This is a genomic window from Micromonospora sp. NPDC005291 (assembly GCF_040607415.1).
Taxonomy (GTDB): Bacteria; Actinomycetota; Actinomycetes; order Mycobacteriales; family Micromonosporaceae; genus Micromonospora.
In genome coordinates, this window is record NZ_JBEXGR010000002.1 from 264,710 (window position 1) to 278,788 (window position 14,079).

The 14,079-nt window shown below is 69.9% G+C and carries 17 protein-coding genes; 8 read left to right on the top strand and 9 right to left on the bottom strand.

Features of this window, described 5'->3' with window-relative positions:
* Positions 1 to 18: 18 nt before the first annotated feature.
* Together ABZT18_RS03405 and ABZT18_RS03410 are read left to right on the top strand one after the other, a co-directional pair.
* Positions 19 to 1,425, top strand: coding sequence for a LutB/LldF family L-lactate oxidation iron-sulfur protein (locus ABZT18_RS03405; RefSeq protein WP_354992509.1), 1,407 nt, complete (start codon positions 19 to 21; stop codon positions 1,423 to 1,425).
* Positions 1,422 to 2,039, top strand: a complete 618-nt coding sequence (locus tag ABZT18_RS03410) for an LUD domain-containing protein (RefSeq protein ID WP_354992174.1) — start codon at positions 1,422 to 1,424, stop codon at positions 2,037 to 2,039. The genes ABZT18_RS03405 and ABZT18_RS03410 overlap by 4 nt, the downstream gene beginning before the upstream one ends.
* A gap of 54 nt (positions 2,040 to 2,093) precedes the next feature.
* On the opposite strand, the gene ABZT18_RS03415 is transcribed toward ABZT18_RS03410, so the two are convergent.
* The 4 genes from ABZT18_RS03415 to ABZT18_RS03430 all read right to left on the bottom strand — a co-directional run bounded on the left by ABZT18_RS03415 (position 2,094) and on the right by ABZT18_RS03430 (position 4,970).
* Positions 2,094 to 2,831 (bottom strand): VOC family protein, encoded by a 738-nt coding sequence (locus ABZT18_RS03415; protein ID WP_354992175.1) that lies wholly within the window; start codon positions 2,829 to 2,831, stop codon positions 2,094 to 2,096.
* A gap of 118 nt (positions 2,832 to 2,949) precedes the next feature.
* Entirely contained in the window at positions 2,950 to 3,462 is a 513-nt protein-coding gene (lspA, locus tag ABZT18_RS03420) for a signal peptidase II (RefSeq protein ID WP_354992176.1), read from the bottom strand.
* Between the two features lie 127 nt (positions 3,463 to 3,589).
* Positions 3,590 to 4,723: a cupin domain-containing protein gene (locus ABZT18_RS03425; protein WP_354992177.1), complete on the bottom strand. Its 1,134-nt coding sequence runs from the start codon at positions 4,721 to 4,723 to the stop codon at positions 3,590 to 3,592.
* A 13-nt stretch (positions 4,724 to 4,736) separates the two neighbouring features.
* Entirely contained in the window at positions 4,737 to 4,970 is a 234-nt protein-coding gene (locus ABZT18_RS03430; RefSeq protein ID WP_354992178.1) for a hypothetical protein, read from the bottom strand.
* 512 nt (positions 4,971 to 5,482) lie between these two features.
* Between ABZT18_RS03430 and ABZT18_RS03435 the strand changes: the two genes are divergently transcribed.
* Complete coding sequence (locus tag ABZT18_RS03435) at positions 5,483 to 6,778, top strand: helix-turn-helix transcriptional regulator (RefSeq protein ID WP_354992179.1); 1,296 nt, start codon at positions 5,483 to 5,485, stop codon at positions 6,776 to 6,778.
* A gap of 30 nt (positions 6,779 to 6,808) precedes the next feature.
* Here ABZT18_RS03435 and ABZT18_RS03440 read toward each other — a convergent pair whose 3' ends face one another.
* Positions 6,809 to 7,819, bottom strand: a complete 1,011-nt coding sequence (locus ABZT18_RS03440) for an aldo/keto reductase (protein ID WP_354992180.1) — start codon at positions 7,817 to 7,819, stop codon at positions 6,809 to 6,811.
* 110 nt (positions 7,820 to 7,929) lie between these two features.
* On the opposite strand from ABZT18_RS03440, the gene ABZT18_RS03445 reads away from it, so the two are divergent.
* Positions 7,930 to 8,538 carry a TetR/AcrR family transcriptional regulator gene (locus tag ABZT18_RS03445; RefSeq protein WP_354992181.1) on the top strand — a complete coding sequence of 203 codons (609 nt, stop codon included), beginning with the start codon at positions 7,930 to 7,932 and terminating at the stop codon, positions 8,536 to 8,538.
* Positions 8,539 to 8,578: 40 nt separating this feature from the next.
* Here the strand turns inward: ABZT18_RS03445 and ABZT18_RS03450 are convergent, their stop codons facing one another.
* Together ABZT18_RS03450 and ABZT18_RS03455 are read right to left on the bottom strand one after the other, a co-directional pair.
* Positions 8,579 to 9,208 carry a VOC family protein gene (locus ABZT18_RS03450; RefSeq protein ID WP_354992182.1) on the bottom strand — a complete coding sequence of 210 codons (630 nt, stop codon included), beginning with the start codon at positions 9,206 to 9,208 and terminating at the stop codon, positions 8,579 to 8,581.
* A 227-nt stretch (positions 9,209 to 9,435) separates the two neighbouring features.
* Positions 9,436 to 9,780, bottom strand: a complete 345-nt coding sequence (locus ABZT18_RS03455) for a MarR family transcriptional regulator (RefSeq protein WP_354992183.1) — start codon at positions 9,778 to 9,780, stop codon at positions 9,436 to 9,438.
* On the opposite strand from ABZT18_RS03455, the gene ABZT18_RS03460 reads away from it, so the two are divergent.
* A complete protein-coding gene (locus ABZT18_RS03460) occupies positions 9,768 to 10,067 on the top strand; it encodes a hypothetical protein (RefSeq protein ID WP_354992184.1) in 300 nt (99 codons plus the stop codon). The two genes, ABZT18_RS03455 and ABZT18_RS03460, sit on opposite strands and share 13 nt — an antisense overlap.
* 63 nt (positions 10,068 to 10,130) lie before the next feature.
* On the opposite strand, the gene ABZT18_RS03465 is transcribed toward ABZT18_RS03460, so the two are convergent.
* Positions 10,131 to 11,144 carry a DJ-1/PfpI family protein gene (locus ABZT18_RS03465; protein ID WP_354992185.1) on the bottom strand — a complete coding sequence of 338 codons (1,014 nt, stop codon included), beginning with the start codon at positions 11,142 to 11,144 and terminating at the stop codon, positions 10,131 to 10,133.
* A gap of 131 nt (positions 11,145 to 11,275) precedes the next feature.
* Here ABZT18_RS03465 and ABZT18_RS03470 point away from each other — a divergent pair, with 131 nt between their 5' ends.
* The gene (locus tag ABZT18_RS03470) at positions 11,276 to 11,914 is read left to right on the top strand and encodes an HD domain-containing protein (protein WP_354992186.1); all 639 of its coding nucleotides are present in this window, start codon (positions 11,276 to 11,278) and stop codon (positions 11,912 to 11,914) included.
* A 38-nt stretch (positions 11,915 to 11,952) separates the two neighbouring features.
* Here the strand turns inward: ABZT18_RS03470 and ABZT18_RS03475 are convergent, their stop codons facing one another.
* Complete coding sequence (locus tag ABZT18_RS03475) at positions 11,953 to 12,084, bottom strand: hypothetical protein (RefSeq protein WP_354992187.1); 132 nt, start codon at positions 12,082 to 12,084, stop codon at positions 11,953 to 11,955.
* Between the two features lie 107 nt (positions 12,085 to 12,191).
* On the opposite strand from ABZT18_RS03475, the gene ABZT18_RS03480 reads away from it, so the two are divergent.
* Complete coding sequence (locus tag ABZT18_RS03480) at positions 12,192 to 13,421, top strand: histidine kinase (protein ID WP_354992188.1); 1,230 nt, start codon at positions 12,192 to 12,194, stop codon at positions 13,419 to 13,421.
* A complete protein-coding gene (locus ABZT18_RS03485) occupies positions 13,406 to 14,059 on the top strand; it encodes a response regulator transcription factor (RefSeq protein WP_354992189.1) in 654 nt (217 codons plus the stop codon). The genes ABZT18_RS03480 and ABZT18_RS03485 overlap by 16 nt, the downstream gene beginning before the upstream one ends.
* Positions 14,060 to 14,079: the final 20 nt, after the last annotated feature.

Here is a 14,079-nt window from a genome sequence, read left to right on the forward strand (position 1 = left end):
GCCACCGGAGGCGGGCGGATCCGCACACCACTGCCCTTTCCCACCGCAGCCGCGTCGGCCGTCGCCGACACGCAGCTGCGGGCCAACCTGCACCGGGCCACCCGCACCATCCGCGGCAAGCGCGCCCGAGTCGTCGACGAGGTCCCCGACTGGGAATCCCTCCGGGACACCGGCTCCGCGATCAAGGCGGACGTCCAACGCCGGTTACCGGAGCTGCTGGAGCAGTTCGAGGCGTCCGCCACCGCTGCCGGCGCCACCGTGCACTGGGCCCGCGACGCCGCCGAGGCCTGCCGGATCGTGATCGCGTTGACCCGGGCAGCCGGGGCCGACGAGGTCGTGAAGGTCAAGTCGATGGCAACCCAGGAGATCGAGCTCAACGAGGCCCTTGAGGCGGCCGGGATCGCCGCGTACGAGACCGACCTCGCCGAGCTGATCGTGCAGCTCGGCGAGGACACTCCCTCGCACATCCTGGTGCCGGCGATCCACTACAACCGGGCACAGATCCGGGAGATCTTCCAGCGTCGAATGCCCGACGTGCCGGCCGACCTCAGCGACGAGCCGGCGGCACTGGCCGAGGCGGCCCGCGCCCACCTGCGACGACGGTTCCTCTCGGCCCGGGTCGCCGTCTCCGGCGCCAACTTCGCCATCGCCGACACCGGCACGCTGGTGGTCGTGGAGTCCGAAGGCAACGGGCGAATGTGCCTGACCCTCCCGGAGACGCTGATCAGCGTCGTCGGCGTCGAGAAGCTGCTGCCGACATTCAGCGACCTGGAGGTCTTCCTGCAACTGCTGCCGCGCTCCTCGACCGGCGAGCGGATGAACCCGTACACCTCGATGTGGACCGGCGTCACCCCCGGTGACGGCCCTCAGGACGTGCACGTCGTGCTGGTCGACAACGGCCGGTCCGCGGTGCTCGCCGACCCGGTCGGGCGGCCGGCGCTGTCCTGTATCCGCTGCTCCGCGTGCCTCAACGTCTGCCCGGTGTACGAGCGGGCCGGCGGGCACGCGTACGGCTCGGTGTATCCGGGGCCGATCGGCGCGATCCTGTCGCCCCAGCTGACCGGCGTGGCCGACAACGCGTCGCTGCCGTTCGCGTCGACCCTCTGCGGCGCTTGCTACGACGTGTGCCCGGTAAAGATCAACATCCCGGAGATCCTGGTCCACCTCCGCCAGCAGGCACCGCATCCGCTGGCTGAACGGGCCACCATGCGCGTCCTGGCGTGGGTCATGCGCAGCCCCCGACGGTGGGCTGCCGCCCTACGCCTGGCCCGGGGCGGCGCCGGCCCTCTCGGGGCGTACCGCGAACGGCGCACCGGCTCTCGTACGCTGCGCAGGCTGCCCTGGCCCGCCTCGGCCTGGACCCGGTCGCGGGACCTGCCGCTGCCCGCGCCTCAGACCTTCCGGGAATGGTGGGACAAGCAGTGACCGCACGCGACGAGATCCTGGCACGGCTCCGGACGGCCCTGGCCGACAGCCCGCCGCCGGTGGAGGTGCCCCGCCGGTACCGCCGGGTCGACGATCGTGCCAACCTGGTCGAGATCCTCATCGACCGGTTGGAGGACTACCGGGCGGTCGTCCACCGGGGCATCGACAGCCTGCCCGGACTGTTGGCCGAGGTCGACCGGCTCGCCGTTCCCACCGACATCCCCACCCCTTGGCTAACCGGCTACGCCGGGCAGGTTCACCGCGATGCTCCCCCGCTGTCACCGGCCGACCTGGACGGCTTGGACGCGGTCCTGACCGGCTGTGCGGTGGCGGTCGCCGACACCGGCACCATCATCCTCGACGCCGGCCCCGCCCAGGGGCGGCGGGCGCTCACGCTGGTGCCCGACCGGCACATCTGCGTCGTACGCGCCGACCAGGTCGTCGGACTGCTGCCGGAGGCACTGACCCGTCTGGACCCGCGCGCGCCACAGACCTGGATCTCGGGCCCGTCCGCGACCAGCGACATCGAGCTCAACCGGGTCGAGGGGGTGCACGGCCCTCGCAGGCTGGAAGTCGTCCTGGTCGGTCTCGACGACAGTCCCACGGGACGCTGACAAGCAGCCTGGGGCACGGCGCGAAGTCCGGGCCGGCGGCCGTAGAGGGTTGGGTCAGGCTGGGGCGAGGAGGCAGAACTCATTGCCTTCCGGGTCGGCGAGGACCGTCCACGGGACGTCGTTCTGGCCCAGGTCGACGGCGGTGGCGCCGAGAGTCAGCAATCTGGCGGCCTCGACCTCTGGATCGCCACCTGGGTATGGGCGGACGTCGAGATGGACGCGGTTCCACACGGTCTTCACGTCGGGTGTGCGGAGGAACTGCAGATATGGGCCGACGCCCTTGGCGGAGCGCAGTACCGCGTTGTGGTCGGTCACCTGGTGCACGGTCCAGTCCATGGCCTCGCCCCAGAAGCGGGCCATGGCGCGCGGATCCGCGCAGTCGACCACCACCGCGGCGATCGGTCCGGTGTCTCGGATCGGGTCGCGCCAGTCCAGCACACAGAACTCGTTGCCCTCCGGATCGGCCATGACCGTCCATGCGACGTCGCCCTGGCCCACGTCGGCGGGTGTTGCGCCGAGATCCACCAGGCGCGTGACCAACTCCGCCTGATGGGCCGCCGAGGTGGTGGCGAGGTCGACGTGCACGCGGTTCTTCACCGTCTTGGGTTCCGGGGAGGCGATGAGGTCGAGGCAGACGGCGACGGGGTCGGGGTAGACGAAGCCCTCGGGTTCGAGGTTGGTCACGCCGGGTCCCTCGCTGGAGACTGCCCAGCCGAGCGCCTCCGCCCAAAACCCGCCCAGCGTGGAGTCGTCCCGAGCCTTCATGTTGATCTGAACGAGCCTCGTTGCCATGCCGGCGATGCTAAGGCCTGCGTCGAGGGGCGGTGTGCCCGACCTGAAGTGACCGTTCGGCGAGTCGCCGCCATCAACGAGTGGCGGTGGCCGACTTCAACACAGGCTTCGGTCCGCCTCAGGAACTCGGCAACACCTGCTCATCACTGCGAGCCTCGCCCGGCGTGGCCGTCTCCCTGAGTGGAATGCCACGCACGTTGAGCAGCATGACCACACCCACGCCGACGACCAGTGCGATGTCAGCGACGTTGCCGACGAAGAATCCGGCATAGTCGATGAAGTCCACCACGTGGCCGCGGGCGAACCCCGGTTCGCGAAAGAGGCGGTCCAGCAGATGCGTCGCCGCGCCGCCGAGCACCAACCCCAACGCCACCGCCCAGGGACGCGACGTGACCCGCCACGCCACGACCGTCACCGCGACCACCGCCGCAGCCGCGAAGACCCCAAAAATCCAGGTGTACCCGGAGCCGATCGAGAAAGCGGCACCCGGGTTGTACACGAGCCGCAGTTGCAGCAGATCGCCGACGATGGGAATGGTCTGCCCGTCGGACAACGCGGATTCGGCCCAGTACTTCGTGAGCTGATCCGAGACGAGCACCACAGCAGCGATCAACACGACGGCGCGGAACACCCCGGCACCCTAGCCGGTCGGCCCCGACCGTCACCACCATCGGGGACGGTGGTCGCGGTCCTGCCACGGCCTGCCGCCGCCGCGAACGACTTTCCGTCATCGAGGCGTCACGGAGACGGCCGGGACCTTAGACCACGGTCTGTTTCGTGGTCGGCAACTCGTCGACGATCGACTTCTGCACGTTGATCGTGTCCGCGATGATCTCGTGGGGCGTGTTGGCCATCCACTGCATCACCGAGATGTCCTCGAACCGGGGATGCCGGAACATCTCCAGGAACACCAGCGGCTCGTCGCCGGTGTTCTCGATGTAGTGGCCGTACGCGAAGGGGACGTAGCCGACGTCGCCGGCCTGGAAGTCGAACGTCCGAGCGGCGGCCTGAGCCGCGAAGACGCCCATCCGGCCGGTGCCGGAGATGTAGTACTGCCACTCGTCGGTGGTGGGGTGCCAGTGCAACTCGCGCATTCCTCCGGGCTCGACCTCGACGAGGGCGGCGGCGGTGGTCACGGACGCGGCGAAGTTGGTCGAGTCGGTGATCCGGACCGTTCCACCGCGGAAACGCTGCGGGGTCTGCGCGATCATCCGGTGTTTGAAGCTCCGCGGGATGTCGCCGGTAGGGCTGATCACCCGATCCTGTTGCAGGGGCGGTGGGACATCGCCCTGGAAGATGTACTTCTCCCGCTCGGGCAGGTTCTCCATCTGTTCCATCGTCCAGCCGAAGTTCTTCGCCAGGACGTGCCGAGGCGTGTGTGCGAAGAAGTCGCTGAGCAGGAACGTGTTGTTCTCCGAGAAGGCGCCGTCGTCAAAGACCAGCAGGAACTGGGCGCCGTCGGCCAGCGCCTGGATGTTGTGCGGCACGCCCTGCGGAAAGAACCACAGATCGCCCGCTTTGACGTCCTCGATGAAGTTGCGTCCCTCGTGGTCGACTGCGCTGATCCGGCAACTGCCGCTGAGCATGTACGCCCACTCCGACTGTTGATGCCAGTGGATCTCCCGGTACGCGCCCGGTTCCAGGCCGAACTGGACGCCGGACATCTGGCTGGCGATCGGTAGATCGCGGGCGGTGACCTCCCGGGTCCAGCCGCCCTTCTCCACACGGGTGTGCGCCTGGGAGAACGAGAACTTGAGGTTGGGCACCAGCCGGCTGTCGGTCGTTGGCGGCACCAACAGGTCGAGGTTCTGTCGCTCGACCTCGACGTTACGGCCCGCGAAGGGCGGGCCACCCTGGTCGCCGCGTCGCGGCTCAGGATCGCTGTTCGCCATGATCGCTGTCTCCTCACTCCGGCTGGATCGGATGGGGCGTGGGAACGGATCCGCCTCGTGGTCGCAGCCGGGACGGCAGCCCCAGCAGGGTGCGCACCGCAGGCCGGCCGTAGTGCACCGCGATCGCGGCGGGAATCGCCACCGCGATCACCGCCAGCACGACGCGGGTCCACGCCGGGGCGTCTCCACCCGCGCCGGTGCTGGCGAACAGAACGAACACCAGCAGTACGGCCCGGAGCCGGTACACACCGGGAAGCCTGGTCCGGCCCGGGAGCCGCCCTTGATCGTTGGTTGCTGAACAACAGTCGGGCCGGCGTGTCGCACTGCTCAGCAGCCAACGATCAAAGGGCGACGGCGTCGAGTGGGCCATGCATTCGATGTTGCGGGGCGAGGCCTTGACGTCGCATCACGTGATCGCGCCATTGCGGCACGTCAGATCCCGGACGCCCTGGGCCATTCAGCGCAAACGACGGCAGGTGGGCACCAGCAACCGCTGGGCCGCATCCTGTCGGTTCGTCGATCTGGTCGCTGGCCCCTGCCGCCGTGGTTAGGCTCGATCTCAGGACGGTACTTCGACGCGCCGGGTAACCACCGGGGAGAACGCCATTGTCCGAATCACCCAACGCCGTAACGGTTCCCCACCTACTCGGTCGCCTGGCGCAGATCGCGGCACGGGAACAGCCGTCGGTCGTCCTCGCCGGCTTGCGCGAGGCGCTGAGCCAACGACTGGACACTCGGAGCCGAAGTACTCTGCTCGCCATGATCGCCACCGTCGCAGCCCGCGTGGGACATCCGGACGCCGACGCCCTGCTCCGCGACGCGGGCACCGCCCACGCCGCATCGGGTGACCAGTCGTCCGCTCGCCATCTCGCCCTCGGCCGGGCCGCTCGCTCGCTGTCGCACGGGGACCTACCGGGTGCCCACGCCGTGTTGGCGGCACTGGATCCCGACACCTGGGCGGCACGACGGGACGCCACGTCGATCCGGGCCGAACGAATCCTGGTGCAGCTCGGCCTGGGCCGGCACCAGGACGCCCGGACCGCGACCCGCCAGGCGTTCGATGACACGGCGTCGCCCGGCACGCCGGTGAGCAGCAGGCTGACCGCCCTGGACTGCCTGCGCATGGTCGCGGTGGGAGAGCTGCCCGAGGCGGCCGCGCTGGCTGTCACGACGCTCAACTCGGGCTCGGCGGACATCAGCCAGGAGGTGCGCGCCCTGCTGGTCGCGGTGATCGCCGAGGTTCACTACCGCCGTGGCGAACACGACGCCGCGCGCGCCGTCCTCCGCAGTTGTCTCACGGAAGGACGATGGCCGGACAGTACGATGTGGACGCCTGCCTTCTGTGTCGCAGTCCGCGACCCTGCCCTCAGCGAGCCGGCGGGGCTGCTCACCGCAGTCGTGACTGACCTGCACCGATCGGTCCGGTCACTCCTGCCTGTGCCACAGTTCGGCCCCCGACTGGTGCGCGCGGCGGTGGCCGCTGGCGACACCCGGGCCGCTCGCCGAGTCATCGAGCTGGTCGCGCTGGTGGCCACGCGCACCCCGGTCCCGCTCTGGCACGCACTGACCGACCAGACCAGAGGGCTGCTCGACCGCGACCCGGACGCACTCCGATCGGCCGTCGACGGACTGCGCACCACCGCCGCGTGGCCGGCTCTGGCCGACGCGTTGCTCGACCTCGCGAACAGCTCTGGGCTACGGCCTGCGGAGGCGTGGGATGCCGCGCACGAGGCGGCTGCCCTCTACGCCCGGATCGGCGCCCCCGGCGACCAGGCGCTGGCCGACAGGCGATGCGTCGATCTCGCTGCCACCCCACACCACCGGCCGTCGACCGACGAGCCACTCCGCTCGGGCATCGACGCGCTCACCCCCGCCGAGGAACGGGTGGCAGAAATGCTCGCCGCGGGCGCTACGAAGAAGGAGGCGGCCGGGAACCTCTTCGTGTCCTTCCACACTGTGGACACCCAGCTCCGATCGGTCTATCAGAAGCTGGGGATCCACAATCGGATGCAGTTGGTGCGGGCCTGGGACCGGTACAGGGCGACCAGCGGCTGATGGCCACCTGACCTCCCAGCCAGCCGGGGGTCACTTCTCGCTGTCGAGGACAGCCATCATCGTCGTCGCGTACCGCTGCCCGGAGGCGGCACCGGCCGGCACGGCCCGCTCGATCTCGTCCAGTGCCGCCCGGTCCAGCACCAGGTCGACCGCGGCCAGTGACTCGGTCAGCCGATCCCGCCGCCGCGCGCCGACCAGCGGCACGATCTGCTCGCCCTGCGCCGCCACCCAGGCGATCGCCACCTGGCTCGTGGTCGCCCCCAGCCGCTGCGCGACCCGGCCGAGCGCGTCCACGAGGCGCAGGTTCGCGGTCAGGTGCTCCCCCTGGAACCGCGGGCTGTTCGCCCGGAAGTCCGTGCCGGTCAACTCACGGTCGGCCGACCAGTGCCCGGTCAGCAGCCCTCGCGACAGCACCCCGTAGGCGGTCAACCCGATGCCCAGCTCTCGCAACGCCGGCAGAATCGTGGCCTCCGGGCCACGGGACAGCAGCGAGTACTCGATCTGCACGTCACTGATCGGTGCCACCGCCGCTGCCCGACGGATGGTGTCCGCGCTCACCTCGGAGAGCCCGATGTGCCGGATGTAGCCGGCCTGCTGCATCTCGAGCATTGCGCCCACGGTCTCCTCCACCGGCACCTGCGGGTTGAGCCGCGATGGCCGGTAGATGTCGATGTAGTCGGTGCCCAACCGGCGCAGCGAATACGCCAGCCGGTCCTTCACCGCCACCGCCGACACGTCGTACGGTGCCGCCTGGAAGCCGCCGTCCGGCGTTCGGCGGGAGCCAAACTTCACGCTGACGACGACCTCTTCCCGACGACGCTCCCGCAGCACCCTACCGATCAGCATCTCGTTGTGACCCGACCCGTAGAAGTCCGCGGTGTCGATCAGGTTCACGCCGGCGTCGATGGCCGCGTGCAGCGTCGCGACGCTCTCGGCCTCGTCCGCCGGCCCGTACAGGTCCGACATGCCCATCGCGCCGAGCCCGATCATCGACACCTCCGGCCCGGAGGCACCCAACCGTCGCCGTCGTAGACCCGTCATGTCACTCGTCTCCTTCGGTCGTCACTGCGGTGGATCGCGTGGCATCGCTGTGTACGCTGTGTCCATATAACCACCGTGGAGACACTCTGTCCATATAACCGGGAGGACCCGTGGCCCAGCTCACGCCGGACGCCAACACGCCACCCCGCCGGGGTCGCGGCCGCCGGCCCGCCGACCAGGTACGGGCCGAGATCCTCACGGCCGCCGGCAACCTCCTGCTGGCGGAGGGCATGGCCGGATTCACCATCGAGAAGGTCGCAGCCCTTGCCGGGGCCAGCCGGATGACGATCTACAAGTGGTGGCCCTCCAAGGGGGCACTCGCCCTGGACGGCTACTTCACCGTCGTCGCACCCACGCTGGCCTTCACCGACACCGCCGACATCGTCGCCGACCTGACCAACCAGCTCGTCGCCTTCGTCCACCTCATGCGGGACACCTCCGCCGGGCGGGTGATCAGCCAACTCATCGCGCAGGCACAAACCGACCCCGAGTTGGCCACGGCCTACCGGCAGCGCTACTCCGGCCCCCGCCGAGCCCTCGCCGTCGAAGCCCTCACCAGAGCGGTGACCCGCGGGCAGCTCCGCGCCGACATCGACCCCGAATCCGTCGTCGACCAGCTCTGGGGAGCCTGCTACCACCGGCTCCTCGTCCCCGACCTGCCGCTCACCGAGGACTTCGCCCGCACGCTGGTCGACAACCTCATCCGCGGGCTGCGCTGACCACGCTCGCCGCCACCCAGGCGAACAAGCCGGTCGCGGCTCACTCAGGCGGCGTGGCCCCCGACTGCTCGCTCACCATGTACGCCGCGTACCAGTCGGGCCAGTTCTCGTCCCGCTCGCCGGTGCGCTCTTCGTGCTCGCCGTGGGCGGCGGCCGCGCGCCGCAGCGCGCTCGCCACGTCGCTGGCGGAGCCGAACGACGTCAGCCCGCCCTCGACGCGCCCGGGAAGCCGGGTCGTGATCTCCTGCATCAGCCAGGTGTTGCCGTCCGGGTCGCGAAACGTGGCGCGCGAGAAGTAGCTGCGCCGCTCGGGGTCCGGCCCGTCGACCGGGCCCTCCGGGCTGACGTGGAAGATGTCACCGACGTCGACACCAGCAGAGACCAGGGCATTCCGGGCCATCTCGATATCAGAGACGATCAGGTACGCCGTGGCCGAACCGGGTGCCGCGGACGTGAGTTTCGGGCCGAACTGCACGGAACACCCGGAGCCGTGCGGCGTCAACTGGACCACGCCGGGCGGTGTCTGGTCGAGCCGCCACCCGAGGCGTACGTAGAACTCCTTCGCGCGGTCGACGTCCGCAACGGGGACGACGATCACCTCGAGTTTCAGGTCGAGGCTCTCGACGCGCGACATCCCACTCGCGTCGCCCTGGGCACTCTTCGGGCTCATCGGGGCCTCCCCTGGCTCGCGTGCGGTTCATGCGCTTGCCTGGCGTACACCTGAATTCTCCGGCCGGCGTGCCGCGACGGCCCCGAGCGCTGCCTGCGACGCGGCCTCACTCAGCACGCTACTGGTCGCGCCCTTGCCCGGCGCCGGCTTCCCGGGGCATCAGCCCGACGGCGTCCTCGTGGCACCGCGTACCCCCGATCAGGGCAACCAGCGCGGGCGACGCCGTGTCAGCCCTCGGTGTCGTGGCCGGTTGCCGGGAGGCTCGCCACGCCACGACCCAGCGCGGTCCGGAAATCCCGGTAGAGGTCGGGACCGAGCGTGTCGGAGAGTTTCTGCTCGATCAGGTTCACGACGCCGTCGGAGACCTCCATGAATCTGAGGCCCCGATCCGTCGGCATGATCAGCTTTGCCCGACGGTCGGCAGGGTCGGGCGCGCGGCGGACGTAGCCCAGCCGCTCCAACTCGTCGAGGATCGCGCCCATCGTCTGCTTGTTGCGTCCGGCCAACCTAGCCAGTTCGCCGGGCAGCGATCCTCTCCGCGCCTGAGCAGCACAAGGGCATGATCTACACACCGACCGGCCCGGAGAGCATCACGCTCGACCAGGCGGCTGACGAGATCGCCCGTACGCTCGGGCAGCCGGTGCGGTACGTACCGCAGAGCCCTGAACAGGCACGCGAGGGCCTGCTCCAGGCGGGCCTCGACCAGTGGTCGGCCGAGGTTCTCGCCGAGTACCGGGTCGCCTACGGCTCCGGGTGGGGCGACTTCACCAATGATCATGTCGCCCGAATCGTCGGCAGGCAGCCGCGGAGTTTCGCCGAGTTCGTCCGCGATCACCGCGAGCACTTCGCCAGCGCCTGATCCGCCTGCGGCTGCCCTTCGGTGAGCCCCTCGCCGAAGGGCACCGCCGCGCAACCGTCCGAGTCACGGTTCGGTGGCGTCCTCGTCGTCCATCATCGGCGCCGGGTCACGCGTCGTTGCACGAAACCGCTGCTGGTAGGCGCGTGGCGACACCCCCACCCGGGCGAGAAACATCCGACGCAGTGTCTCCGGGCTGCCAATGCCGACCTGTTGGGCGCAGGCGGTGACCGACTGACCCGCGTGCAACAGACGGATGGCGGCGTCAATCCGCACGCCTTCCACGTACTTGCTGGGGCTGCTGCCGAGTTCCTGCCGGAACATCCGGGAGAGGTGACGCGGGCTGACATGCGCCCGGGCGGCGAGGGCGGTCACCGAGTGGTCGTCGGCCGGGTCAGCTGCCACCGCGTCGGTCACCTGCCGCAGCACGGGAGTGCGGGGTCGGGGCAGGGCCAGCGAGGGAGAGAACTGCGACTGGCCGCCGGGTCGCTGCAGGAACACGACGAGCGACTGAGCGACCGAACGGGCGATCTCCTCGCCGTGGTCGCGCTCCACGAGGGCCAGCGCGAGGTCGATGCCCGCGGACACGCCGGCGGACGTGAAGATCGTCCCGTCCTGCACGAAGATGGCGTCGGGCTCCACCCGTACCCGCGGAAACGCGGCAGCCAGCATCCGGGCGTGCCGCCAGTGCGTCGTCGCCCGCCTGCCGTCGAGCAGGCCGGCGCCAGCCAGGAGGAACGCGCCGGTGCAGACCGAGGCGGTACGAGCGGCGCGGTGTGACAGCGCCGCCGCTGCGGCGGTGAGTTCCGGGCTGATCGGGCTCACCGGCAGGACGTCGCCGCCAACCACGAGGGCGGTCCCGACGTCGGCCGCCGAGTCGACGGCGCCATCCACGGCGACGCGCATACCCGTCGAGGCGCGGACGGCGGCACCATCGGTGGAGCGCACCTCCAGCTCGTACCGTGCGCCGAACTTGGCGGCCTCCGCGAAGACCTCGAACGGCCCGACCAGGTCCAGGAGCTTCATCCCGTCGAAGACGAGGGCTGTGACCCGGTGTGCCTCTGCCGCCCCGCTTCCCACAGCGCCAACCCCCTCCGTGATGTCCCGATCCGAGGGAAGCATGGCAGATGGGACAGGGCGCCGGACAGTCCGCTCGGTGACGCTTGACGCATCGGAGCCCGACCCGGGGCTCCCGGACCGACAGGACATCCATGAGCCAGACGATCGCCGGCATCGGGATCCCCGACTCGCAGCTCGCCAACGACGCCACCGAGCTTGTCCGCCAGGCCACCGACGACCTGCTGTTCCATCACTCTCGGCGGGTCTTCGTCTTCGGCTCGCTCCAGGGTCGGCGGCTCGGCCTCAAGGCCGATCCTGAGCTGCTCTACGTGGGGGCGATGTTCCACGACCTGGGGCTGACCGCACGCTACCGCCGCGACGATCAGCGCTTCGAGCTCGACGGCGCGGACGAGGCTCGCCGTTTCCTCCGGTCGAACGGCATCGGCGAGCACGAGGCGCGGCTCGTGTGGGAAGGAATCGCGCTGCACACCACGCCCGAGGTTCCGTACCGGCTGGAGCCCGAGGTCGCCCTCGTCACCGCAGGCGTCGAGACCGACGTGCTCGGCATTGGCTACCACGAATTGTCGCCCGTTGACATCGCGGCGGTGACCGCGGCGCATCCTCGGCCGAACTTCAAGCGAGCCATCGTCGACGCCTTCGCCGATGGCTTCCGGCACCGGCCGGACACCACCTTCGGGACCGTCAACGGTGACGTCCTGGAGCACCGGGTGCCGGGTTACCACCACATCGACTTCGTCCGGGTCATCGAGGAGTCCGCCTGGCCCGAATGAACCGCTAGAGCTCGGGGTGGTCGTAGCCATCGTGCGGGTCAGCGGGTGAACGCTGCGCGCAGTCGCGATCCGTTGATCGGCACCGCGGCGGCGGCGAGCACCACCGCACAGATCGTCTGCAGGGCGACGATGAGGGTTCGGGCGGGGCGGAGAAGACTCATGAAATCCATGCGACGACGCTAGGAAGCGCGAGCTCTGACCGGTATGCGTCCAGGCCCACGTAACGGTGGGTCTAGACCCACTCCCGAGTGAATCATGATCGTGACAGCCTTGGATCATGCAACGAGTACGAGGGTTCGGGCGGTCCTGCACGGTGGTCGCGGTCACCGGGCTGGTTCCGGCGATGTGGGCGGCAGCGATCGCGGTCATGATCTGGTGGCGCAACCCGTGGACGTGGTTCGCGCCGCTCACGTTGGCGATCGTGGGCACGGTCGGATTGTCCGGCCCGGTCTGCCGCTGGGTCCGCTCACTGGTCGCACAGTGGTCGGGCGTGGTCATCCCGGCCGGGCACCGCCCGGCGCCGCCGATCGTGCAGATGGCCAACGGCTACTGGTGGAACGGCTTCACCTACGCGCGCAGCAGCCGGCAAGCCCGCCAGGAGCAAGAGCTGCGGGTCCGGTGGCAGGACCCGGCAACCTGGCGCGAGGTGCGGTTCGCGCTGATCGCCCCGGTCACAGCCGGGGTGGCCGCGACGGTGCCGCTACTCGGCCTGGCGGCGGTTGTCGTCGGGCTGATGCGGTCGACGTTCATCGGGTACGCCATGGCAGCGCTGGGAGTGGCCACGACGCTAGCGACGGCATCCAGCGCGTGGAAAGCGCTCCGACCGATGGCCGTACGACTCCTCGGCCCGTCGCAGTCGATGAAGCTCGCCGATCGGGTGCAGGAGCTTTCCACCCAGCGGGCTGACGTCACGATCGCACAGGCCGCCGAGATCCGCCGGATTGAACGCGACCTGCACGACGGCGCACAGGCGCGCCTGGTTGGGCTGGGATTGTCATTGGCCACCGCGGAAAAGCTCATGGACAGCAATCCCGGGCAGGCCAAGGAGCTGATGCGCCAGGCGCGGGCGGGCGCCGCCGCATCGCTTTCGGAACTGCGTGAGCTGGTCCAGGGCATCAGCCCGCCGGTGTTGACCGAGCGCGGGCTCGTCGACGCCGTGCGCGCGCTCGCCCTCGACTGCCCGCTCGAGGTCACCGTCGACGCCGACAGCCCGCTGCGGATGGACCCGCCCGTCGAAGCCGCTGTCTACTTCGGGGTTTCCGAGATGCTCACCAACGCCGTCCGGCACTCCGGGGCCGGCACCGCCCGAGTGTCTGTCGCCCGTCGCGGGGCCGGCATCGTCGTCGAGGTCACCGACGACGGCCACGGTGGGGCCGGCGCACGCGACGGTGGTGGCCTGGAAGGGCTGCGCCGCCGCCTGGCGGTCTTCGACGGCACCCTGGAACTCGACAGTCCGGTCGGCGGACCGACCCGTGTGACGATGGTGGTGCCATGCGCGTCCTGGTAGCCGAGGACCTCTACCTGCTGCGCAACGGAATCGTCCAGCTCATCGAGGCGTGCGGGCATCAGGTCGTCGCGACCGCCACCACCGGCCCGCAGACCCTCGACGCACTGCGACAGTGGCGCCCACACGTGTCCGTCATCGACGTTCGCATGCCCCCGACCCAGTCAGATGAGGGCCTGCGCGCGGCTTTGGCCGCCCGCGCCGAGATCCCCGGGCTGCCCGTGCTCATCCTGTCGCAGCACGTCGAGCAGCTCTACGCCCGCGAGCTGCTCGCCGACGGGAGCGGCGGGGTCGGCTACCTGCTCAAGGAAAGCGTGTTCGAAGCCGACCAGTTCATCGACGCGCTCGAACGCGTCGCCGGTGGCGGAACCGCCATGGATCCCGCTGTCATCGCCAAACTGCTGTCGTCCCGGTCAGACAAGCGCGGACTCGACCGGCTCACCGACCGCGAACGCGCCGTGCTCGGCCTGATGGCCGAAGGACTGTCCAACCAGGCGATCGGCAAGCGGCTGTTCCTCAGCGACAGCGCAGTCAGCAAATACACGACATCTCTGTTCGCCAAGCTCGACATCCGCGACCACACCGACACCAACCGCCGCGTACTCGCCGTCCTGGCCCACCTGAACCGAGACGCCGCCTGACCGGCACCCGCCGCATACGC

What these genes read in the sequence shown, in the direction of transcription:
- ABZT18_RS03415 (WP_354992175.1), bottom strand. Translation starts at nt 2,831, where the DNA reads ATGGCAACGAGGCTCGTTCAGATCAACATGAAGGCTCGGGACGACTCC.
- ABZT18_RS03425 (WP_354992177.1), bottom strand. Translation starts at nt 4,723, where the DNA reads ATGGCGAACAGCGATCCTGAGCCGCGACGCGGCGACCAGGGTGGCCCG.
- ABZT18_RS03435 (WP_354992179.1), top strand. Translation starts at nt 5,483, where the DNA reads ATGATCGCCACCGTCGCAGCCCGCGTGGGACATCCGGACGCCGACGCC.
- ABZT18_RS03440 (WP_354992180.1), bottom strand. Translation starts at nt 7,819, where the DNA reads ATGACGGGTCTACGACGGCGACGGTTGGGTGCCTCCGGGCCGGAGGTG.
- ABZT18_RS03450 (WP_354992182.1), bottom strand. Translation starts at nt 9,208, where the DNA reads ATGAGCCCGAAGAGTGCCCAGGGCGACGCGAGTGGGATGTCGCGCGTC.
- ABZT18_RS03460 (WP_354992184.1), top strand. Translation starts at nt 9,768, where the DNA reads ATGATCTACACACCGACCGGCCCGGAGAGCATCACGCTCGACCAGGCG.
- ABZT18_RS03470 (WP_354992186.1), top strand. Translation starts at nt 11,276, where the DNA reads ATGAGCCAGACGATCGCCGGCATCGGGATCCCCGACTCGCAGCTCGCC.
- ABZT18_RS03475 (WP_354992187.1), bottom strand. Translation starts at nt 12,084, where the DNA reads ATGGATTTCATGAGTCTTCTCCGCCCCGCCCGAACCCTCATCGTCGCC.
- ABZT18_RS03480 (WP_354992188.1), top strand. Translation starts at nt 12,192, where the DNA reads ATGCAACGAGTACGAGGGTTCGGGCGGTCCTGCACGGTGGTCGCGGTC.
- ABZT18_RS03485 (WP_354992189.1), top strand. Translation starts at nt 13,406, where the DNA reads ATGCGCGTCCTGGTAGCCGAGGACCTCTACCTGCTGCGCAACGGAATC.